This window comes from Flavobacterium collinsii, from assembly GCF_946903285.1.
GTDB classification, from domain to species: Bacteria; Bacteroidota; Bacteroidia; order Flavobacteriales; family Flavobacteriaceae; genus Flavobacterium; species Flavobacterium collinsii.
Window position 1 is genome coordinate 2,424,233 of the sequence record NZ_OX336425.1, and the last position, 25,917, is coordinate 2,450,149.

Sequence of the window (25,917 nt, forward strand, 5' to 3'; positions counted from 1 at the left end):
GGACTATAACACCGCTGCATTTAAAAATGGCAGCGGTGCTTCAAATCGCAATTTTATAACAAAAGCAAAATAGTAGATCATTAATTGTAAGAAGTGGATTTCACTACGATCAGAAAAGATATTTTAAAATTATGGAAAAGTTTATTCAGGAATTAAAAAAACTCGATTTACATCTTAAGATCAATGGCAGTGATTTACTGCTTATGGGTAAAGAGGGAAAGTTAACGGCTTCCGAACTGGAAAAAGTTAAGTACCATGGCAATATTGTTTCTTTTATAAAGGAGAACAAAAAGGAGCTGTTTGATTTTTTAAAAACTAATAATTTTAGACTTGAAAAAGCGAACGTATCTTCAATTTATGAACTTTGTCCGGCTCAGGAAGGAATTCTTTTTCACAGTTTATACTTATCCAGTATGGAGGAAGAAGATAACTCGACCAATCATTCGCAAAACTCAGTAGAGTTTTCTTCACAGGTAGATACAGAAATCTTTAAAAAAGCCTGGCAACTGGCAATAGAAAATCATACCATACTAAGAACAGGCTTCATAGCGGATAAAGTAAAAATACCGATTCAGTTTGTCAATAAAAAAGTAGAGGTTCCTTTTGTAGATTTTGATTACAGCCAATTGTCGGAAGAAGAGGCAAATGAAAAATTTGAAGCGTATCGTATTAAGGATTCCAAGAAAGCTTTTTGCCTTACAAACCCTCCTTTGATGCGTATTACTTTGGTGAAATTTGGTGAATTTAAATATAAAATGATATGGACCAGACATCATCTTTTGTTAGACGGATGGTCCAACCAAATTTTAATCAAAGAGATTTTAACTTTTTATAGCCAAATCTTAAATGGTATTACACCGGCAAGGCAGAAGGAAGATCTTTTTGAAGAGCACATCAAATATCTAAAATCAATTGATTCCTATAAAGAAAAAACTTTTTGGAAAAATTATCTAAGCGGATACGAACAGTCTTCCTTAATTCCGTTTACGTCTGAATTATTAGAACGAAATAAAGGAAAAGGAGAGTATAAAAGAGAAACGCTTGTTTTTGATAAAGCCTATACAGAAAAGATAGTAGATTTTTCAAAATCCTTCCAGGTAACAACCAATACCGTTATGCAGGGTGTCTGGGCAATTCTTTTATCAAAATACACACACCTTCAGGATATTATTTTAGGAGTAACTGTTTCAGGCCGACCGGCAGATTTGGATTATGATCAAAAATTAGGACTATTTATCAATACACTTCCTTTGCGATGCAAGTTCGATCAAAATGAAAATATTAGTGCGTTTTTCAAGAGAATACAGCAGGAAAATGTTGTCATGAGAAATTTTCAGCACACTGCTATTAATACGATCAAAGAATTGAATGCTATTAAAGAAGAGTTATTCGATTCTTTATGGATTTTTAATAATTTTCCGGTAGCAGAGCAATCCAGTGCTGAAAGTAAAGAACTGACCATTGAGGATCAAACCTCTCTGGGAAACACCAATTATTTATTAACCATTCATGTGGTGTTGCAGGAAACGCTGAGTTTGCACTTTTCATATAATGGCGATTTGATAGACGAGAGCTATATCAAAATGATGTGTACGCATATCAGAGTATTGTTAGACCAATTGCTGGAAGGACAAAGCACTATTTCTTCTTTGGATATTCTTTCATCACCGGAACAAACGGTATTATTAGAGAACTTTAATAATACAGTGGTAGACTATCCTACAGATGTTACCCTGGTTGACGTATTTGAAAAACAAGTTGAAAAAACTCCAAATGCAATTGCTTTGCTTTTTGAAGATCAGGAAATGACTTATGCAGAACTGAATTTCAAGTCGAACCAACTAGCCAATTATTTAATTGAAAAAGGCGTAAAACCAGATACCCTGATAGGAATTTGCATCGAGCGTTCTTTTGAAATGTTAGTAGGGATCCTGGCCATTCTAAAAGCAGGAGGAGCTTATGTTCCGATTGATCCGGAGTACCCTAAAAGCCGTATCGATTATATTTTGGAGGATACAAATACACCGGTTCTTCTGGTTAACAATGTCACTCAGCCTTTAATTGAACAATCAGAAAACAGATCAATAGTAAATTTAGAGCAATGGGAATTGTTATTCTCAGGATATTCCGGAGAGAATGTCCGCACTAAACTAGTTCCTGAAAACTTAGCGTATGTTATTTATACTTCAGGTTCCACCGGAGTACCAAAAGGGGTTATGAACGAACATCTGGGAGTTGTAAACCGATTGTTTTGGGCAAGAGATTATTATAAACTAAGCGAGGAAGATGTTTTAATACAAAAAACGACTTTCAGTTTTGATGTTTCTGTCTGGGAATTATTATTGCCTTTGCAGGTGGGCTGTAAACTGGTAATAGCAAAACCGGAAGGACATAAAGACAGTGATTACCTGATCAAATTAATTAATAAGTATAATGTAAGCATGATCCATTTTGTGCCGTCTATGTTAAGTATGTTCTTATTAGATCCAGAATCAGCTTCCGCTGTTGCTTTAAAAAATGTAGTTTGTAGTGGAGAAGCGTTAAAAACGAGCCAGGTAATAGAATTTCAAAAGAAATTACCTCAAACGTGTCTAAGTAATTTATACGGTCCAACCGAAGCAGCAATTGATGTGACGAGCTGGATTGCTCCTTCAGGATTTAAAAATACAGATCGTGTATTGATTGGAGAACCTGTAGCAAATACACAAATCGTAATTGTAGATGAGCAGATGAAATTAGTCCCTATTGGTGTAATTGGAGAATTATGCATAGGGGGAATTCAGGTATCGAGAGGTTATTTAAATCTTCCTGAACTCACAAAAGATAAATTTATTGATAACCCTTATTATAATGGAAGACTGTACAAAACGGGAGATAAAGCCAAATGGCTGGCAGACGGAACCATAGAATATATAGGGCGATCTGATGCACAAGTTAAGATTAGAGGATACCGAATAGAATTGGGGGAAATCGAAAATCAGCTACAGGAATTTGAAGATATCGTAAAAGCGGTGGTATTGGTGAATGAAACAGAAGCAGGTGACAAACAGCTAATTGCCTATATCGTATCGCGCAAAAAAGAAGAATTGGCAGCGATAAAGAATGCGCTGCTGGATAAGCTTCCGGAATACATGGTTCCCGCACAGCTGTTGCAAATAGAAAAAATTCCAATCACCAATAATGGAAAATTAGATAAAAAAGCATTAAAGCTTTTAAACACTGATGAGATAGTACCGGAAGAAGTATTTGTTGCACCACAGAACGAAACCGAAGAAAAAGTACAAGCAATCTGGAAGAAGATATTAGAAATTGAAACTATCGGAACACGTGACAATTTCTTTAGATTAGGAGGTCATAGTCTTCATTTGATGAGGCTTGTGAATGAATTTAATAAAGTATTCAGTGTCAAGTTAGGGCTTCGACAATTGTATAAAAACCCAACAATAGAAACACAAGCTCTAATAATTAAAGCCTCACAGCCGGCCATTTTTTCGAGTATTCCTAAAATTTCAGAACGTGAAGCCTATCCGGTATCTGATGCCCAAAAAAGATTGTGGTTATTAAGCCAGTTTCCTGAAGGCTCTGTTGCTTATAATATGCCAGCACAGGTTACACTGGAAGGAAAACATCATATAGCCGACATAGAAAAAGCAGTTAATTCAGTAATAGACCGACACGAAATATTAAGAACCGTTTTTAAAGTTAATCATAATGGAGCAGTATTACAGCACATTCTGACTACGGATGAGCTGTCTTTTAAAGTTGATTTTCAAACTTTAAGCACTGATGAAGCAGCAGTTTATATACAACAGGATTCTTTTAAAATATATGACCTGGAGAAAGGCCCATTATTACGGGTAAGTGTACTTCAGACTGAAGATGAAAAATATATATTGTATTTTAATATGCATCATATTATCAGTGACGGCTGGTCTATGAATGTGTTGAAAAAAGACTTTTTGTTTTACTATGAAAGTATCAAAAATCAGCGTAATGACGTTTTACCGGCTTTGAGAATTCAGTATAAAGATTATGCCCATTGGCAATTAGAGGCTTTGGAGAATACCGGAATCAATGAAGATAAAACATTCTGGCTGAACAAACTTCAGGGTGACCTGCCTGTTTTGAACTTGCCTTCTTCAAAAGTAAGACCTAACAAAAAGGGCTATAACGGTACTAAGTTATTGGCACATCTGGGAGAAGAAGAACTCTCTCAAATAAAAGCTTATACGCAAACCAATGGCGGAAGTTTATTTACCTTTTTATTGACTACCTGGAATATCATGCTGTACAACTATACAGCAACTGATGATATCATAATAGGGACACCAATTGCCGGAAGAAACCATGCAGATTTATCAGATCAGATTGGCTTTTTTGTCAATACGCTGGCATTAAGAAATCAGGTTCAGCCTAATAGTAGTTTTGATCGATTTTATAAAGAAGTGACAGATACAACACTCTTAGCTTTTGAGCATCAAAATTATCCTTTTGATCGTTTGGTAGAAGATTTGAAAATTAAGAAGAACATTAGCAGAAGTGTCATATTTGATATTATGCTGATCTTACAGAACGCACAGCAATCGAGAGAAGACAACGCGAAGATCAATGCCTCAAACATTGATAGTATCCTGGACCTTGGACAAACCGTAACAAAATTTGATCTGGATATCAATTGCAAAGAGTTTAGCAACTATTTGTCTTATGAAATTTCATTCAACAATGATGTTTACGACAAAGACATGATTTCAGCGCTAATGGGCCATTACAAACAATTAGTAAAAAACATATTAAAGTCTTCAAAACTGGCATTAGCCTCTATTCCTTACTTATCAAAAGAAGAAGAAACCGAATTGCTGTATGCGTATAATAATACTAAAGAGGAGTACCCGGTTGGGGAAACTGTAATGGATTTGTTTAACAATCAGGTTCAGGAGAGACCCGAAGCCATCGCTGTAATTGCAAACAACGAGCGTTTGACTTATAGCGAGCTGGACAAAAAATCAACAAAGTTTGCGGTACACCTGATTCATCATGGTGTGAAAAAAGATACTCTCGTACCAATCTGTATGGACCGCTCTGTTGAGATGATTATTGGGTTGATCGGAATTTTAAAAGCAGGCGGAGCCTATGTTCCAATTGATCCGAACTATCCTAAAAAACGTATAGATTTTATCATCGATGACACCAACGCGAAAATAATAGTTACAAGAGAGAAACTATCTTCTTTATTTAACGATTTTATTACTGAAAAAAATGTCATAAACATAGATAACGTATTAACAGAAATTCAGGAATTAAATACGGACAGCTTTACGGCTAAAATTAATCCGGAACAGCTTATCAATGTAATTTATACTTCCGGAACCACCGGCACGCCGAAAGGGGTAATGATTGAGCACAAATCCATACTCAACTATGCCAGATGGAGCATAAAAAAGTATCAGTTTTCATCGGAAGATAATGTGGCTAAGTATCTGAATTTTGCTTTTGATGCTTCGGCAGAAGAAATCTATCCCGCGCTTTTATCCGGAGCCACATTGAATTTCATCCCGGAAAATTGTTTGACAGATGTTCCCCGACTGAACGAATATTTAATAAACAACAACATATCGGTCTTGGTTCTTCCTACAGTAATGTTGCAGGAGTTTAGAAAATGTAACAATACTACTTTAAGAATGTTGATCGCGGGAGGCGAAAAGATCGAAGATGCCAACCAAAACAACTTCGAGGTTTTTAATCATTATGGTCCTACAGAAGCGACAGTAACCTGTTTACAGTATCAGCTGAAAAAGGAGGGTAAAAATGTTTTTGCTCCAATTGGAAGCCCGGTCGATAATGCCTTTGTCTATATTTTGGATACAAATGGCAAACTGGTTCCAAAAGGCATGACAGGAGAACTGTATATTGGAGGAGCCGGATTATCAAGAGGATACCTCAACAATCCGATATTAACCAATGAAAAGTTTATTTCGAATCCTTACAATACTGCTGAAAAATTATATAAAACCGGTGATTTAGGAAAACGATTACCGGACGGTAAAATAGAATTTATCGGCAGAAAAGATGATCAGGTAAAAATTAGAGGATACCGAATAGAATTAGGAGAAATAGAACATGCCATTCTGAATCTTGAAAGGATTGAAAATGCAGTAGTTCAAATTAGGAAGAATACGACAGGTGAAAATGATTTAGTGGCATTTATCACCGCCTCAAAAAAGCAAAAATCTTCGAAACTAAGAGCTTCCTTAAAAGAATATTTGCCGGACTACATGATACCGTCTTATTTCATTCAGGTAGATCAGTTTAAACTAACCTCTAATGGAAAAATTGATAAAAATGATTTAGATGCAATCGATCTTTCCACCATCGTAATTGGCGAAGAATATGTGGCACCGAGAGATGAAAATGAGGAAAATATAGCCCAGGTTTTAGCACTCCAGCTAGGAAGAAGCAAAGACAGCATCGGCGTATTTGATCACTTTTTTGACGTAGGCGCGACCTCTATACGGTTAATGACCATTGCAGGGGAGCTAAGCAGGGTATTCGGAATAGAAATAACAGTGGTAACGCTTTTTGAATACACCAATATAGATCAGCTTAATGAATACATCAAAGCACATAAAACACCTCAAATTGAAACTGAAGAAGAGGAAGACGACTTGTCGGCGGTTTTAGATGAGATGATTGATTTAATGTAATTAGAAATACTTTTTTAAACATGAAAAATACTTCAATAAAAAAAGACATTGCCATCATAGGGATGTCCGGAAAATTTCCAAAGTCGGAAAATATTGAGCAATTCTGGAAAAATCTGCAGGAAGGCCGTGAGATGATACATTTCTATTCTGATGAGGAACTTAAAGAGTTGGGGGTTAATATCAAAGAAAAGGATACAAACTTTGTGGGGGCCGCATCCAGAATTGATAATGCAGAATGTTTTGATTATCAGTTTTTTGGCTACACTAAAAATGAAGCTGAAATTATGGATCCGCAAACCAGATTGCTTCATGAGCATATATGGCTGGCTCTTGAGGATTCCGGAACCAAAACTACAGATTATGGAGGAAAAATAGGTTTGTATACGGCTGTAAATGATAATTTTAACTGGAGATTACATGCTAAAGTATCGAACAATAATAAAGTTAATCCTTTTTACGCCAATCAGTTAGCAAACAGGAGTTTTGCCAATACCTTAATTTCTTACAAGCTTAATCTGAAGGGACCAAGTCTTATTGTCGATACTGCCTGCTCCAGTTCTTTAGCTGCAGTACACCTGGCTTGTAGAAATTTATTATTAAAAGAATGCTCCATAGCTGTTACAGGTGGTGTAAAAATACTGACCAGAAAAGAAACGGGTTACAATTATGAGGAAGGAATGATCTATTCTAAAGATGGGCATTGCAGGGCATTTGATGATTCGTCATCCGGAATTGTAAATGGAGAAGGTGTTGGAATTGTAGTGCTAAAAAGACTGGAAGATGCCTTAAAAGACCGCGATAATATTTACTCGGTAATTCGCGCAACAGCCCTTAACAATGATGGAAACCGAAAAGTAGGTTATACTGCACCCAGTGTTCAGGGACAATACGAATGTATCAATTTAGCCCATCGAATGGCAGACGTAACTCCGGAATCTATTGGATATATTGAGACACACGGAACCGCCACCAAATTAGGAGATCCCATAGAAATAGAAGCCTTAAACAAAGCTTTTAATTATGATACCAATCATTCTTGTGCCATTGGATCTGTGAAAACCAATATTGGTCATTTGGATTCAGCTGCGGGAATTGCCGGTTTAATTAAAGCCACAATGTCAATTCATCAGAAAAGCATACCGGAATCATTGCATTTTGAGACCCCAAACCAACAAATAAATTTTAAAAAAGGACCATTTTTTGTCAATACAAAACTAACGGACTGGAAAACTGAAAGTCCATTGCGTGCAGGGGTTAGTGCTTTTGGCATTGGAGGGAACAATGTACATGTGGTACTGGAAGAAGCACCCGAAAGAGCCGTGTCGGAAACCAGTAATCCGTATTATTTACTTCGTTATTCCGCTAAATCGCAATGGTCATTGGATAAGTTTCAGGAAAATCTGAAGACATTTTTGGCCACAAAAGAGGATAGTAAATTGTCTGATTTAGCCTACACATTGCAAACAGGAAGAGATCATTTTAAATACAGTAGATTTCTGGTATGTGAAAGCAAAGACGATGCAATTAAAATATTGGAGAGCGAAGATCAGGAAGGCATATTCTCCGGAAAGTTAAAGAACGCTCAAAAAATAACCTTTATGTGTTCAGGATCCGGATCTCAATATTTAAATATGGGGAAAGACCTGTATCGCGATAATCAGTTCTTTAGAGAATTTATCGACAAAGGTTTTGCCTTTTTGGAAAAAGAAACCGGAAAAGATTACGCGGCTATATTATTTCCGGAAAGTGATACTAAAAAACAAACGTTAGATATTAACGAAAACATGCATACACAGCCTTTAGTGTTTGTTTTTGAATATGCAATCGCTAAAACATTAATGCAATTAGGACTCAATCCGGATTACCTGATTGGCCATAGCACAGGCGAATATGTAGCGGCTTGTTTAAGCGGAATTTTCACTTTCGAAGCGGCTTTATCCCTACTGATTAAAAGGGGAGAGTTAATGTCGGCAGCTCCAAAAGGCGGGATGCTTAGTGTAGGACTTTCAAAAGAAAAACTAACAGCTTATTTAAACAGTCAGGTAAGTATTGCAGTAATAAACTCACCGGAATCCTGCGTAGTGTCCGGGACCATTGAAGGTATCGACCAACTTAAGGATCTTTTGGAAGAGAAAGATATTGCCTGTTCCCGAATTAGAGTATCGCTTGCAGGACACTCCTTTTTGATGGATTCTATTTTAGAAGAATTTAAAGAAGTATTCTCCAATATAACCTTATCAGAACCAAAAATACCAATATTGTCCAATTACACAGGAGAAATACTTACGAATGAAGAGGCTACTTCAGTATCCTACTGGGTCAATCACCTGCGAAATACAGTTCAGTTTTCTAATGGATTACAACAATTACTGGCGATTAAGAATATGGTGTTTTTAGAAATTGGACCCGGAAATGTACTAACCAGCGTCTTCAAACAGCATAGTGAAGAAAACATACATGAGCATATTGCCCTAAATATGGTGAGGCACCCAAGTCAGGAAATAAATGACACCAGGTTTTTTCTACAGCGATTGGGAGAGCTTTGGTTTCAGGGTATTGATGTCAATTGGGAAAACTATTATGGAGATCATTTACCGAATAAAATTTCAGCTCCCGCTTATGTTTTCCACAAAACTAAGTTTTTGGTACGTGTTAATCCTCTCGATAATTTAGATGTTACTTCAATGGGTACTGTTCAGTATAATGTGGGCGATACGCTTAAAGAAGACGAAGAAATCTACGAAGAAGACGCAGACAGGGAATTAATGAACAATCCCTACAAAGAACCTTCAACAGCTACAGAAAAAGAACTGGTAGAAATTTGGCAGGACTTTTTCAGTATCAATAAGATCGGAATTCTGGATGACTTTTTTGCTTTGGGAGGAAATTCTCTAAAAGGAGTTACCATGCTGAAGTTGATTCAGAGAACATTTGAAATCGACATCAAAATTAAAGACTTTTATAAAAAGTCTACCATAAAAGGACTTGCCGCCGAAATCGATTTGGCATTAAAATTTGTTACGGTTCAGGAAGAAGAAAATACGAGTAAAACCGTAATCACGATCTAAAAAGAATAAAGTCTTTTGTTTCGCTTTCAACGTAAAACCACACCACATTACTTTTTATTAATGATTTGAAGGCAACTGCTTTTGCTTCTAAAAAACACTCTGTCATGGTTGATTTATTAAACGAAATACATCAGAATAATATAACACTCTCTCTGGATGGCGAAGATCTTAAACTTGGTTTTAAAGATGATGTGATTGATGAGGGGCTTATCAATAAAATAAGAAACAACAAAAAAGAAATTGTTTCATACCTGAGTAAATACACACTTCTGAATAAGGAAAGCAGGATTCCAAAAATAGAAGCCGGGGAAAGTTACGAAGTTTCTTCCAGCCAGCTCCGTATGTTATCCTCCATATTGATCGATACCGGTACCAAAGGGTATAACTATTCTGTTCCTAATGCTGTTCGTTTGCAGCAAAAAATAAACGTCGGTAATTTTAAACAGGCAGTGTACAATACGATCGATCGACATGAATCATTGCGTACCGTATTCAGAATCGATGAAGAGGGGCGAATTAGGCAATATGTTCTCGAAAAGGAAGCCATAGATTTTCAGATTGACTTTTTGGATTTCAGGACACTGGAAACTAAAGAAGAACAAGTAAAAACGATCACCAAAAATGATAAAGAAAAACCTTTTAATATCGAGCACGGGCCATTATTAAGAATTAATTTGTTTCAATTAGGAGACAGTGAATTCATCTTGTATTGCAATATTCATCACGTAATAAGTGATTCCTGGTCGCTGGACGTTTTATTCAAAGATATTTTTGCTTTTTACTCCGCTCTGGAATCGGGTACTTCACATCAGCTGCCGGAGCTAAATATTCAGTATAAGGATTATGCGGCCTGGCAAAACAGGCAGCTTGCGAAAGGTCTTTTTAAGAAACAGGAAGACTATTTTAAAAAGACGTTTTCAGGAGAAATTCCCGTACTTAATTTTACCAACAATAAAACAAGGCCGGCCGAAAGAACCATAAACGGATTTGCTCTTAAATCTTACCTTTCCAAAGAAACAACCACATCGTTTAAAACCCTTTGTGCAGATAACGGAGGAAGTGTTTTTATGGGCTTATTGGCCGTATGGAATGTACTGCTTTACAAATACACCAACAGTAAAGACATTATTATTGGTACAGCCGTAGCAGGAAGAGATCATGCCGATCTGAAAGGGCAGGTAGGGTGTTATATCAACTCATTACCATTGCGCAATACAATAGACCCTGAGCAAACTTTTAATGCCTTCTTTAATGGTGTAAAAGAAAATACCCTTGACGCTTTAGACGGTCAGTTTTATCCGTTCGACCGCCTGGTGAAACTGATAAACTATAACAGGGAAAGATCAAGATCTCCTTTATTTGATGTCATGATTTTATTGCAAAATGCACTGGACCATGGTTCTGTTATTTTGGATGAAAAACAAATAACATCCATTAGAGAAGTAGGAAAGACTTCAGCATTAACGGATCTGGATATTAATTTTATTGAAGAGGGAGATTATTTATCCTGTCACTTAGTATACAATACAGATGTTTTTGAACCGAAATATGTGAGCGGTCTGCTGACACATTTTAAGCAGCTGACCGAGGCCATCGTTTTAAATCCGGAAACAGCAATTCAGGAACTGGAGTATTTGTCTGAAAAAGAGAAAGAACAACTCCTATTTGATTTCAACAATATTACACTGGAATATGCACCTGAAGAGACTTTGGTATCCCTGTTTGAGAAACAGGTAAAACAAACTCCGGATGCCATTGCCCTGGTTGCTGCCGGTAAGGAATTTACATACGTGGCTCTGGATAAAATTGCAACCAATTTTGCCCGTTATATTCAGAAAAAATATCAGCTGACAAAAGGGAGCCTGGTCGGAATACAACTAAACCGGGACGAATGGAGTGTTATCTCTATGTTTGGGATTATGAAATCAGGATGTGCTTACGTTCCTATTGCACCGGATATGCCAATTCACATAAAAGAGCATATTATTTCAGACACACAGTTAAGGTTATTGATTACGACTACTTCATACCTGTCTGACCTGGATTTTTACACGGGTGACGTAATGAAAGTAGATACCGGTTTTGATGCCGGTGATGATGAAGCAGCAGCGATTGAAGTAACCCCTTCAGATCTTGCCTATATTATCTTTACTTCCGGTTCGACCGGACTTCCAAAAGGAGTAATGATAGAACAGGGTCAGATTGTAAATACAATACTTTCTCAAATTGATTATTTTAATTTAAACGAAAACAGCCGGGGCTTGCAGTTTGCACCTTTTTCTTTTGATGCCTCTGTGTGGGAAATCTTTATGATTCTGTTATCGGGTGGAAGCCTGTATATAGTGGGTGAAGAGACACGCAAGGATGTTAGTACGCTGACCGAATACATAAAAGAAAATAAAATCAGCATTGTTACATTACCACCTTCTTATCTGGCTTTAATGAACATTGATGCGCTACAGCAGGTCGAGCACCTGATCACCGCAGGAGAAGCACCTGATTATGAAATTATAAAATCGTTCTTAGATTTTGGTACCTATTATAATGCCTACGGTCCTACAGAAGTTAGTATTTGCGGTACCATATTTAAAATGCCAAAAAACAGTAAACCGGATTATGATATCATCCCTATTGGAAAACCGATATCAAATGCTAAAATTCATATTCTGGATACAAATAATCGATTGGTTCCTGTAGGAGTAGTTGGGGAAATATGTATTGGCGGAACAGGGGTTGGGAGAGGTTATCTCAACAGAAAAGAACTGACACAAAGTAAATTCATACCAAGTCCGTTTCATGCAACTGACAGGCTTTACAAGACCGGAGATTTAGGAAAATGGACTAAAGATGGAAATATCATTTATATCGGCCGTAACGACGAGCAGGTAAAAATAAGAGGACATCGTGTAGAATTAAGTGCTATTGAGCATCAATTACTTTCGCATGAAAAAATAGACGAAGCTGTAGTAAATGCACAAAATGACGAAAGGGGAAATAAAGAACTTGTGGCCTACATTGTTATGACAGCTCCGTTGAGTATAGAAGAACTAAGATCTTTTCTATCTGAAATTCTCCCGGATTATATGATTCCGACCAGTTTTATCTTTTTAGATAAAATACCGCTGACGCTAAATGGGAAAGTGGATAAAAAAGCACTCGTAAAAACGGCCGGTGTAGAGTTGTATAGTGAAGTTGAATATGTAGCACCAGCTACAACCGAAGAAAAGATTCTGGTTCAGGTTTGTGAGCAGGTTTTGGATAAAAAGAACATCGGTACAAAAGACAACTTCTTCAGCTTAGGAGGAGAATCTATAAAAGCAGTCATGTTAATTGCAAGTTTAAAGCAAAAAGGATTAGTACTCAAAGTAGATCATATCCTTAGAAATCCGGTACTGGAAGATCTCGCGAAATTAATGACTTTAAATACGAGAAATATTGACCAGTCAGAAGTTACAGGCGAAATTTTACTGACACCAATTCAACATTATTTCTTTACCAATCCTGCCATTACAGAAAAACAGCATTACAATCAATCGGTACTTTTAAAAGCAAAAAATGGAATTAATTCGGTAACACTAATAAAGGCACTGACACAGGTTATCAATCATCATGATGCCTTGCGTATTCATTTTGAAAAAGAAAATGAAGTCTGGAAACAACAGAATCTAACCAGTGCCGCCTTTAATTTTGATATTGAACTATATGATTTAAGGGATGAGGTTGACGCACTTCCTGCTATGAAGATAATAGGAGAAGAGGTTCAGTCCGGATTTAATTTAAAAAAGGAGAGACTTATAAGAGCTGTCGTTTTTAAACTAAAAGAGGGGGACAGACTGGCTTTATTTGTTCATCATTTAATTATTGACGGAGTATCATGGCGTATATTGTTACAGGACTTATCTGAAGCATACACGCACCATGCAAAAGGAGAACTGTATCAGTTGCCATTAAAAACAGATTCGTATCAATATTGGGCGAAGGGACTGCATCAATATGCTACGGGCCCGGAATTAGCAAAGCAAAAGTTATTCTGGGAACAGCTTTGTTTGACAGATATCCCACCAATGCCTACCGATTTTGAATATACGGCTGCCGTGCACTATCACGATCAGAAAGAGAGTTTTGTATTGGATAAAGCCTTTACCAATAAATTACAGACTCAGATTTCGAAACAGTACAATATTGAAATCAATGAAGCTTTGATCACCGGTTTAGGACTCGCACTGGAAGAAGTTCTTGAAGTAAAAAGAACCGTTCTTAAAATGGAAGGCCATGGTAGGGAGGAAATTTTACCGGCCATGGACATCAGCAGAACTATTGGATGGTTTACCTCTGTTTTTCCTTTTGTTTTAGAAGTATCATCATCAGATCCTTTAGAAAACATTCTTAAAATTAAGAAAGACCTGAACGCTATACCTCAAAAAGGAATCGGATATGGAATACTTAACTTTTTGGATGAAAAATCAAATCTGGAAAAAGAGACGTGTATTGAATTTAATTATCTGGGAGATTTTGGAAACAAAGTAGGAACGAATGAAAATTCCCTTTTTGATTTCTCAACCGAATCAATCGGAGCCTCTTTCAGCGATAAAAATGGCAGCGATGCAAAACTAAGCATCAACGGAATCATTTCATCCGGACAATTAATGATCACTGTAGGGTATTCTTCTGAGGTTTATAAAGAAGCAACAATTAAACGTCTTGTAAAAACGTATCAGACAAAACTGGAGCAAACCATTGATGACCTGATCCAATCCGAAAAAGAACCGAAAAAAACTCCAATAGCTGATTTTCAAAATGAAGCATCGGAACAATTGCAGGTTCAAAAGGAATGGCTGGATATATCAGAGAATCAGAAAAGGATTCTGCAATTCCCACAATCACATGGAAGGTTTGGCCCGATCGTTATTTCAGATTTTGTTAAAGATAAGTTTGAAGGTACGTTCAGAGAATTTTTAGGGCTTTTCCCGTTTTTAAATGTCAAATTCAAAAAAGATAACGACGCTTTAATTTCTCAAAAATATGTAACCGCTCAGGAGGTGAATTTGGAGGTAAGAATCATTGAGGATTACCATGAAACCAAAAGAGAGAAAACAGAAGCAGAACTGGATGCTTTTTTTATAAAGCCGTATGACTTGTTTGATAGCAGTAGCCTTATAAGATTGTTCGTAATAGCCGATACCGCTGATAAAGCCTATCTTTTTGTAAGCATTCATCACGCCGTTACAGATATGTACACGAACTCGATTGTACATCAAAATCTGCAAAGTTTTTATGCTGATAAAACGATAGAAAATAAATACAAATCGAATTATGAATTTGTAGCATGGCAGAAACAATTTTTGAAATCAGAAACAGCCAGGGAGCAACGCCAATACTGGAAAGACTATTTGGATGGTTTTAGCATTACAAAACAAAATGAGGTTCAGAACGATTTTATAGAATGTGTGACGCAAAAAATGACCATTAAAGGAGAGGATTTCCAAAAGCTAAAACAAAAAGCAGATAAGGCAGGTCTTCCCATAACAGCAGTATTTATTGCGGCACATCAAAAATTGTTAAGTAAAGCAAAGAAAAGCGATAAGCATTTACAGCTAACGATCGTCAACGGAAGAGAAGAGGTTTCGCAAGAAATTGAAGTGGATCAGATTCTGGGAGTTCTTAATAATTTTTTACCTCTGGGAGTTTTGAACCCTTCTGTTTATCAATCCAACAAAGATTTTATCCTTGCGGTATATACTGATTACATCCAATCGCGTCTATATCAGACCATTCCTTACGAGATTATCAGACAGGATTATAAAGAAATGGCAGCAATTGATATAGAAGCCGCGATAGGAGGGACATTTAATTATCAGGTACTTGCGAGCAAAAGAGTTGAAGATACAACTTCCGGAGCAGCAGTCACGACTTCCTATAGTAAGAATAATTTCAATACCGGTTTAGACCTTAAGTGTTTGCTTTATGAAAACGGACTATTGTTAGACTTAACCTATCCGGTTAGCTACAGAGAAACTTCAGAACAACTGTTTGATCTCGATTTTTTCCTTAGTTCCTGTTTGCATCCGCTTTTAGAAGAATCCTTAGTAACCATTCAAAATTTTAATCATAATTAATTCAACAAATAACAATATCATGGAAATTAGAAATGAAGATCTTGTTTATATCAAACGTAATTTAGCAATAGAACCTTTAGTAGACAATTGGTATGCCTGGCCTCACCTGGTATCACCTGCAACTGCTGCAATGAATATTAAAGACAGGCATTTGAAAATTATGACGTCGTATGTTCAGAATCCGATGATTCATGCCGCAGCCGTAAAAACACCTAAAATGCTAGGCGGTCCTTTTATCGATTATGACGGAAAAAGGGTAGATGAAATTAAAGGGCTTATCGATAACACCAACGAGCAATGTGCTCCTCTTTTAGAATTGCGAAAAGATATATTTGCTCTGAATGATATCCTTAAGAATGAAGCGAAAGGATATGCACTGACATCACTATACGATAAGGTACCGGAGAGCTTACAAGGGCTTGTTGAATTGGTATACGACATCAATAACAATCCTTCTTTTCGTTTTTTTGAATCTTTACTATATGAAACAGAATTTTATAATGAGTCACTTCAAAGTTTCAACCTGTTTTTAGTGCATGACGACGATTCAAGATCTTTTGTACTGAGCACACCAAAACTTCCGGGAGAGGGCATCCTGCGTGTAAACTTACCTTTTAAAAGTGAGAAAATTGACCAACTGTTTGAAATGGAAGACCATCCTAAAACATTTGGCGAAATCGCAAGAATATTTGAGGTAGAAGCGGAAGACATTCCTTTATTTAAATCGTTCTTCACCACAGAAAAATCTAAAAAATATGAAAGATATGCGGGAGACGGTGTACTAACAAGATATTTTGGACACGCCTGTATCCTGACCGAAACCAAGAGCACAACCATATTGGCAGATCCTTTAGTGAGTTACGGTTACGAGTCGGATATATCAAGATATTCTTATGATGATTTACCGGAATCGATAGACTACGTTTTAGTAACGCATAATCATCAGGATCATATTCTTTTTGAGACTTTGTTGAGGTTAAGACGTAAGATTAAAAACATCATCGTTCCAAAAAGCAATGGCGGTTTTCTGCAGGATCCAAACCTGAAACTAATGTTCGAAAGAATAGGATTCAAAAACATCATAGAATTGGGAGAAATGGAAACCATTCATTTTGAAGATTGTTCGATTACAGGATTACCATTTGTTGGAGAACATTGTGATTTGGATGTAAGAAGTAAACTATGCCATCATGTAGCTTACCAAGACGGATTAAAAGTTCTGTTTGCAGCAGATTCTTGTAATGTTTCTCCAAAATTATACGAGCGTATCCATAAAGTAATGGGGAATATAGACATTATTTTCTTAGGAATGGAATGTGAAGGAGCACCACTTACCTGGTTATACGGACCTTTAATGCCGGAAAACTTAGCCAGAGATAAAGACGAATCCAGACGATTGGCCGGATGTAATTTTGAGCAGGCTAAAGCACTGGTAGATGTATTCAAACCTAGTGAAGTTTTCGTATACGCCATGGGAATGGAACCTTGGTTAAAATACATAAGTTCGATCAAATACACAGATGAATCTATTCCAATTGTAGAGTCAAATAAGTTATTAGAATATTGTTTGGCGAATAACATAGAGCCGGAAAGACTTTATGGAGAAAAAATTGTCGAATACAAAAGAGATCTTGTCCTCAGTTAAACAAAAGGGAAGTAATACGGACATTTTTATAAAAAACAGTAATGTCAAGAAATAATCATTGTAAATAATTAATTAAAGATATCATGGTAAAATCAACATTCATATATGCATTGGTATTGTTATGTATGTGTACCCTATCCGCCCAATCACAGACTCAAATATCAGGAACACTTTCAGCAGAAGATCCAAACGAAAAATTAGCCTATGCTTCTGTTGCTTTAAAGCAGGACACACTCATTGTCGAAACTGTAATTACAAATGATAAAGGAGAGTTTAAGATTGAAGGTATAAAAGCAGGGAAATATACCGTTCGATTCCAATTTATAGGTTTTAAGGATGAAGTCAAATCTTTAACTGTAGAGAGCTCTAAGGCTATTAATCTTGGAAACATTCAGTTAAAATCGGATATAACTTCTCTTAATGAAGTTGTGGTTACCGCAGAGACTTCGCAAGTATCTTTAAAACTGGATAAAAAAGTTTTTGATGTTGGGAAAGATTTAATTTCCAAAGGAGGTTCTGCAACTCAGGTGCTGGATAATGTTCCCGCTGTTAGGGTTGATCCTTCCGGTAGTGTAAGTTTGAGAGGTAATAGTAACGTGCTCATTCTTATTAATGGAAGGAAATCGGGACTGACTTCACTTCAGGGTTTAGAACAAATTCCTGCCGAATCGATAAAATCTGTAGAAGTAATTACCAATCCGTCATCACGTTATGATGCAGCCGGGTCCGCGGGAATTATAAATATTGTTCTGAAAAAGAACAACAAAGAAGACCTTAGTGGAAGTATGACTCTAGTAACGGGAATTCCCGACGATTACAGGTTAATGGGTGGAGTGAACTATAAAAAAGGAAAATTTAATTTGTTTTCTAATTTTGGAATTCGTTATACGGATTATGTAGGACTAAATACCAGAGATCAGCAAAGTACATCAAATGGAAATGCTCTTTATATCAGTCAAAGGGAAGATCAGAAAAGACATGATGACGGAGCATTAATGTATGTAGGAATGGATTATTTTATAAATGACAGCAATAGTATTACCTCTGCTTTTTATAGAAATGACACCAAAGACCGCGATAAGAATACCCTGAATTACAACTTATCCGGAGAGAATATGCAGGACACTTATATTCAGACTATAGGAGACTCCAGAGAAAATAGAAGTTACAATCAATTGGAGTTCAATTATACCAAAACGTTTAAAAAACCGGAAAGAAAATTTACAGTAGACTTCCAGTATGATTTTTGGGATAGTACTAAAGATTTTGACATCCAAAGAAGGACCCTTGTTCCTGCTACGGGAGATCAGTCTATTATAAACACACAGTCAAAAAGAACAAGTGACGATATTGTATTACAATCGGATTATGTAACTCCTTTTGGTAAGACGGCCAATTTTGAAGCAGGAGTTAAGCTTGAAAACAGAGTCGTATCGACAAAATTTGCAGCAGATGAAGATGTTGACGGAACAGTAACGCCAATAGCCGGTTTTAACAATGGATTGGATTACAAAGAACAGATCTTAGGAGGATATGTTCAATATGGCAATAAGATAAATAAATTCAGTTATCTATTAGGATTGCGAACAGAGTATACCCATATTGAAATTAAAGACCAGAATACAGGAGGCGTTTTAACCGACAGTACGTATACAAGATTGTTTCCATCTGTAAATTTAAGTTATGCACTGACCGAAAAAACAACGGCTCAATTAAACTACAGTCAGCGAATCAACAGGCCAAACCTGGACCAGCTAAATCCCTTTCCGGAACTTCTGGATTTTAACTCCCGTATTTTTGGAAACATTAACCTGTTGCCTTCTTTGACTGATGGTGTAGAGTTAAGTATTTTAAGAAAAGTAAAAGGATTAGTCCTTAATCCTTCGATATACTATTCGAAAACAAAAAATAGTTTTCAATACTTTACATCGCAAGATGATGAAGGTATTTTTGAAACCGTTTTAATCAATCTTGATGATGAAACCCGATTTGGTATCGAAATCTCGGCTCAGTATGCTCCGATAAAATGGTTGTCTCTTAATGCAGAGATTAATGCTTATAGCTTTAATCAGAAAGGAAGCGTAGGCGCCACTAATCTGGATTTTTCTAATGAGACCTGGAAAGGAACTTTATTAGCTCAGCTTAAGCTTCCTAAAAGCTTCACGTTTCAAAGTAAATTTGAATATCAGGCACCGGTGAGTGATGCCCAGACCAAGACTAAATCTTACTATTATCTGAATGTGGCGTTAGGAAAATCATTATTCAAAAATAACGGAACACTATCGTTGGCTGCAAGTAATATTTTTAATACCCGAAAAATAAGAGAGACCACTGTGGGTACTGATTTTGTAGTACACCAGATGACCAATTTTAATGCAGCCCGATGGACTCTTAGCTTTAATTATAAATTCAATAAGGGTAAAAACAGAAAAGAGCATCAAAGTAACAGAGAATAACAAATACGTTGGATTTAAAAAAAAAGCTATGTATTCCAATCAAAAAATACAGATATTTTTATTGCATTTTGCAGGAGGAAGTTGCTACTCTTTTGATTTTTTGAAAAATGACATTCAGAATAATTTCGAATGTCATGCCTTAGAACTTCCGGGAAGAGGAAAAAGAAATCAGGAACCGTGTGTTCTCAGCAAATCAGCTGCGGTTAAAGACTATGTCTTTCAAATTAAAAAAAGGAGAAGCAATAATCAACCCTATATAATCTACGGTCACAGTATGGGAGCCACTTTAGGACTATCCGTTACCAAAAAAATGGAGGAACTTTCAGATCCTCCTACTGCATTAATTGTTTCGGGTAATGCAGGTCCGGGTGTTTATGGCAGCGATCTGGAAAGACATACCTTAAGCGATCCCGAATTCAAAAAAGAATTGAGGTCTTTAGGAGGTGTTCCCGAACAAATTCTGGAAGACGAAGATTTATACAATTATTTCAGCCCTATCATGAGGGCTGATTTTGAAATCCTGGAAAAAGAGAAACATTCAGAAATAGGCCTGATTCTGAATACCCCCATTTTTGCTGTTATGGGAGATGAGGAAAAAACAGCTCCGGAGATTGAAAACTGGAAACAGTATACAAATCGAAAATTTGATTACAGGGTAGTACCCGGAAATCATTTCTTCATTCACAGGCAGGTCAAAACATTAACCCAGATTATTACGGAATGCGCTGCTGATTCATTGGTCAGCCTGTAACAAAAGAGTTGAGGTTATAGTCAACACCTTTGTTGGACTTATACAGCTGCCTTATTACGATTTTGCGAAAGCAGGATCATCCCACCGCAAAATATATAAAGTAAATAGATACCCCCTGCGTTGTGGGGCTGGGGACTAATTATAATTTTTTAAAAAACAGACATGAAAAATAATGTATCAGAAAACAGCCCTTCTCAACTTATCCCTTTAAGGCCTTTAATTGGTTATTCTTTACTGGCTATAATTTCAGGATTGTCAGGGTTTGCATTTATAACGATTATTAATAAAATTATAAGTAATTCTATTACGGCTACCGAAACCTTATCGATGCAAAATTATCTCTATTTGTTTGCAGGTACTATTGTTGTCTTTTTTATTTCACGCAGGTGGCTGGCAGGCGGAATTATTAAGTTATCTCAAAAAATATACTGGGACATTCGAAAAGACGTGATAAAACTTATTCTGAAAGCCCCTTATCGAAAACTTCAGGAATATAAAGAAGAAGTATATGCTACATTAACAACAGATGTGAACAATATTTCAAATGCGTCATTAATGATCATCACCTTTTTTTCTTCACTTATTCTTATAGTGGCCTGTTTGATATATATGGCTTTTTTATCCTTAAAATTATTGGGAGTCAGTGCTATAGTGATTGCAATGGGAGTATTAATATATGCATTAAGATCAAAGAACAGCAATAAGCAGTTGAAAGAAGTAAGGGAAATGGAAAAAACCTTTATCGGTATTTTCAATAGTATATTGAACGGAGCAAAAGAAATTAACATCAATCCTGCTAAAGGAACTCAGATCTATGATCAGAAGCTGATGAAAGTTGCTACGACCGGTGAAACCAAATATGTAAATGCACTTTTAAAATACCTCAATAGTGAGATCATAAGTCAGGTATTATTCTATGGTCTGATATCTTTTATCCTGGTGTTTTCAGGATCGGTGTTTCAAACTCCGACCGCGATTAAAGTGAGTTTTACCTTTGTTTTATTGTACCTGATGGGGCCAATTGTGAGTGTAATGACCATTATTCCGGTTATAAACAAGGCCGTGGTATCCCTTAAAAAAATGCAAAAACTAAAAGAGGATCTTACAAAGCTTGAACAGTTACCACAAGTAGAACACAAAGGACAGTATCGAAATTTTTCAGATTTAAAAATACGCAACTATGCATTTTCTTATGGGGAAGATCAATTTTCGGTAGGGCCCATTAATTTTGATATTAATAGAAATGAAGTTGTTTTTGTGTACGGAGGGAATGGAGAAGGAAAAACGACATTTATCAACACCGTTTTAAATCTCTATAACCTTGATAATGGTGAAGCCTATATAGACGGAGAATTAGTTCCACTGAAAGAACTGGATAAAATTAAAAATCTTTTTGCTCCCGTTTTTAGTGACTTCTATTTGTTTGATGCTTTTTACGGAATAACAGACGTTGATTATGATAAAGTAAATAAATACTTAAAGTTGTTTGAACTAGAAGGGAAAGTAAGTGTAAAAGATGGCTATTTTTCAACCACTCATTTATCTACAGGACAGCGTAAACGAATGGCTTTAATCAGCACCCTGTTAGAAGACAGACCTATTATTGTACTCGACGAATGGGCCGCAGATCAGGATCCTCATTTCAGACATAAATTTTACACAGAAATTTTACAAGTACTGGTTCAGGAAGAAGATAAAACAATTATTGCCATCACCCATGATGACCGATATTACAACAGAGCCGATACACTGCTCAAAATGGAGTATGGTAAACTGGAAAAAACAAATATTTCAGAACTTAGCGCGATCTTTTAAAACTATCCCAAAAATACAATAACGTCTTCTTTTATTTGCCCTGCATCGTTTTTTTATACTGCAGGGTAAAAGGAGGTGGACCTTATGCGCTTTATAAAACAACATAATCACTGGTCAACACCAATTTTATTATTTAAAGCTATAACCTCAAGAAAATGAAAAGAAATAAAACAATTAGAATAGTATTCTTTGTCCTATTGTCGGCAGCGTGGATCTTTATTACTACTTTTAAATTGGGGCCATTTGGCTCTCTGGGTAAATTAACCACTTATAAAACAGGTTTGTTATCCGTGCCTTTACAAAGTGATGGAACACAAAAGATCCATAGTGATCAAAAATTAGATATTTATGTAGATAATGTTGGGATTCCTCATATTTATAGTGCTACAAAAAGTGCCGCAGCTTATGGACTAGGATATATGCACGCCAAAGATCGCTATTTTCAGATGGAGATGGTGTCAAGAATTGTACAGGGAAGGCTCTCAGAGTTTTTATGGTCAGGGGCACTAAAATCAGATAAATTCTGGAAACCTTATGAGTTTGAGAAAAAATCGGAAGAAATCCTGCAAACCTATAAAAAAGAAAACCCTGAATTTTATGCCTATCTGCAATCGTATTCTGATGGAGTAAATGCTTATTTGGAAAATAATGAGAATACTGATCCTTTCTATAAAGCTTTAGGAGCGACCCCTAGAAAATGGAAAACAGAATATTCTTTATTATTTACATGGTATATGAGTTATACCTTGACTTATTTTGATCACCATATTGATCAGCAGGAAATTTTCGAAAAATTACCGGGAAAGGAAATCACTTATTTTTATCCTTTAAAACCGGCAGGAATAAATACTATTTTGCCTTCGAATTTGGTGCCTTCCAGTGTAAATGCACCTCACTTAGAAGTGCATTCTTCGGGGACAGCTTCATCAGAAATCACTCAAAAAGAATCGTCTCTGTTTGATTTAGGAGCGAAATTAATGACAAATAACAAATTTTATCAGGGTGTAGGAAGTAACAACTGGGTGGTAAACAACACTAAAACAAAGAGCAAAAATAATATTCTGGCAAATGATCCTCACCTGTATTTGACACTTCCGGAAGCTTTTTATGAAGCCCACATGGTAACAGGTGCTTTCAAAACCTATGGTTTTACAATACCAGGTGTTCCTGTAGTAGTGAGTGGTCATAATGATAAAATTTCATGGGGAATTACAAATGGAGAATGGGATTTGGTTGACCGATACAAACTTCAGGTAAAGAATGATAGTCTGTACCTTTATGAAGGAAAATGGATTCCTTTCAAGGTTAAAAATTATACCATCAAAGTAAAAGGGAAACCCGATTACATAGAAAAATACAGAAGCACCGTACAAGGCAAAGTTATAAAAGAAGAAAACGGTCAGTATTATGCACAACATTGGTATGCGGCAGAAAAAAGCAACTCCGTAAAAGCCATGTATGAAGTAATGAAGAGTCAAAATTGGGATGGCTTTTCAACAGCTTTAAAAGGCTATAGTTATCCACCACAAAATTTTGCTTACAGCGATGTAGAGAATAATATTGGAATTGTATGTGCGGGCGAACTGCCAGCCAGAAGTGCTGACTATGTGGGGCAGGTATTAGATGGGACTAAAAAGTACATTCCGACGAAGCCTTTAAATGCTTTTTGGTCAGCCTTTAATCCGGACAAAGGATTTTTGTTTTCAGCGAACCAACAGCCCATCCAGAATAATGTTTATTTCGGAGCACATGGTTCCAAAGATGATTATCGAGCAAAACGTATTTATTCTGTTTTAGAAGGAAAGAAAGACTGGTCAGTTCCGGAAATTCAGAAGATGCAAAGTGATGTAGTTGATATTTCTCTCGATGATTTTAAAACATTAACCAATAATTATCCGGTAAAAGAGAAATACAGTAGCATTGTAAAAGAGCTAAAAAACTGGGACGGAGATATGAGCGGTGACGGAAATCAGGGATTGGTTTTTGAAATGTTAAGAAAGGCCACAATAGAAGAAGCAAAACAATTTGCAAAGACTAAATTACAGGTAAAACAAGAACCTTCTTTACAGAATTTCTTAAAATATTTAAATGATAAAAAATACACCGTTCCTGGTGGTGGTAATAAGCAAAAAATAGTGGATGCCATTTTTGAAAGAACATTAGACACCTTAACTCAAAGTTATGGAGATCAATGGAAAAAAGTTACCTACAAAAACATGTCCAAGTTTAGTATAAACAACATCCTGTTTGTACCTGGACTAGGAGAAAAAATTGATAATGTAGGAGGTAATATCAATACGATTAATATCAATACAGATAAGTTTCATCCGGTTTTTCGTGCTGTATATGAAGTGAAAGACGGCAACATACAGGCCCATACAATTCTTGCTGGAGGTCAGAGCGGTTTGATCAACTCTATACATTATAAAGATCAAATTGAATCCTGGAGAAAAGGCAAGTATAAAAAAAGTCAATTTGTTACGAATCCTGCTAAACTGGAAAAAATTATAAACACTATAAAATTTAACTAATGAAAAAGATACTGAATTACTTGCCTTATATAGTTGTATTATTAGCACAATTTTTTATAAACAACTATACCATTATAGTACTATTTACAATTTTAACGGGCTTTATTGCTGCATTTAAAATTGAGCATAAAAGAGTTTTTTTAAAGTGTTTTATAATTGGGTTGATCGTATTTACCATTGTATTTCTTATCTACGAATCACGCGTAGAGTATGTAAAAGACCTTCTTGTTAATCTCGGGTTGTCCAGTCTTTTTATATATGTATTTTTTCCGGTTTTTAACGCTTTAAACACTGCAATTCTATTCTTTTTTGGTTATAAAATTGGTACGTTGGTTCTAGAAAGAAAGCTTGCAAGAGCCAGTCACGTATAGGTAAAAAACTGTAAAATTTTGGCAACCGCGCGGATATTTGCCTTAAGAGAGTCGTATGCTGGACAGCTTTTTATTTAGGATTAAAATCCAAATAAATACTGGTCGTCTTTTTCTAAAAGTGACGACCAGATCTGTGAGCGTAAGCTTTGAGATCTGACAGGTTTTGCCCGTGCAGATAAAGTCATCCTCTTATTCTTTAAAAACACTATTGATAACCTAAAATACTAAAAAGATGAAAGATCGTAAACCGAAATGTAACTGCGCTAAAAATGGAGTAGTGTGCGCACTTAAATTAAGTTTAATCAAACAAGGAGTGTCTCTATCTGATACTGCTGCAAAGAATAAGACAATTTGCCCTTTAAAAGCAGCTGTGTTTAGTAATGCTTCTTAAACCGAAATAAGAATTTCTAAAAATATATTTAAAAATAAATAAATCATTCAGAACTAGTCTTTTATGGATTTG

At 36.1% G+C, this 25,917-nt stretch carries 10 protein-coding genes; all 10 read left to right on the forward strand.

Going from position 1 to position 25,917, the window contains the following annotated elements; translation table 11 throughout:
* Positions 1 to 131 precede the first annotated feature (131 nt).
* The 10 genes from OGZ34_RS10345 (at position 132) to OGZ34_RS10390 (ending at position 25,845) form a co-directional block, all read left to right on the forward strand.
* On the forward strand, positions 132 to 6,701 hold the full coding sequence (locus OGZ34_RS10345; protein ID WP_263362959.1) for a non-ribosomal peptide synthetase: 6,570 nt from the start codon (positions 132 to 134) through the stop codon (positions 6,699 to 6,701).
* Between the two features lie 20 nt (positions 6,702 to 6,721).
* Positions 6,722 to 9,769 (forward strand): type I polyketide synthase, encoded by a 3,048-nt coding sequence (locus tag OGZ34_RS10350; RefSeq protein WP_263362960.1) that lies wholly within the window; start codon positions 6,722 to 6,724, stop codon positions 9,767 to 9,769.
* Between the two features lie 104 nt (positions 9,770 to 9,873).
* Positions 9,874 to 15,885, forward strand: coding sequence for a non-ribosomal peptide synthetase (locus OGZ34_RS10355; protein ID WP_263362961.1), 6,012 nt, complete (start codon positions 9,874 to 9,876; stop codon positions 15,883 to 15,885).
* 19 nt (positions 15,886 to 15,904) lie between these two features.
* Entirely contained in the window at positions 15,905 to 17,530 is a 1,626-nt protein-coding gene (locus OGZ34_RS10360) for an MBL fold metallo-hydrolase (RefSeq protein ID WP_173965021.1), read from the forward strand.
* Positions 17,531 to 17,613: 83 nt separating this feature from the next.
* Positions 17,614 to 19,986 carry a TonB-dependent receptor domain-containing protein gene (locus tag OGZ34_RS10365; protein ID WP_263362962.1) on the forward strand — a complete coding sequence of 791 codons (2,373 nt, stop codon included), beginning with the start codon at positions 17,614 to 17,616 and terminating at the stop codon, positions 19,984 to 19,986.
* Positions 19,987 to 20,014: 28 nt separating this feature from the next.
* Positions 20,015 to 20,737 (forward strand): thioesterase II family protein, encoded by a 723-nt coding sequence (locus OGZ34_RS10370; protein WP_263362963.1) that lies wholly within the window; start codon positions 20,015 to 20,017, stop codon positions 20,735 to 20,737.
* A 162-nt stretch (positions 20,738 to 20,899) separates the two neighbouring features.
* A complete protein-coding gene (locus OGZ34_RS10375) occupies positions 20,900 to 22,552 on the forward strand; it encodes a cyclic peptide export ABC transporter (RefSeq protein WP_263362964.1) in 1,653 nt (550 codons plus the stop codon).
* A gap of 155 nt (positions 22,553 to 22,707) precedes the next feature.
* Positions 22,708 to 25,083, forward strand: coding sequence for a penicillin acylase family protein (locus OGZ34_RS10380; RefSeq protein ID WP_263362965.1), 2,376 nt, complete (start codon positions 22,708 to 22,710; stop codon positions 25,081 to 25,083).
* Positions 25,083 to 25,454, forward strand: a complete 372-nt coding sequence (locus OGZ34_RS10385; RefSeq protein WP_263362966.1) for a hypothetical protein — start codon at positions 25,083 to 25,085, stop codon at positions 25,452 to 25,454. The genes OGZ34_RS10380 and OGZ34_RS10385 overlap by 1 nt, the downstream gene beginning before the upstream one ends.
* A 232-nt stretch (positions 25,455 to 25,686) precedes the next feature.
* Entirely contained in the window at positions 25,687 to 25,845 is a 159-nt protein-coding gene (locus OGZ34_RS10390) for a hypothetical protein (protein ID WP_173965027.1), read from the forward strand.
* Positions 25,846 to 25,917 lie beyond the last annotated feature (72 nt).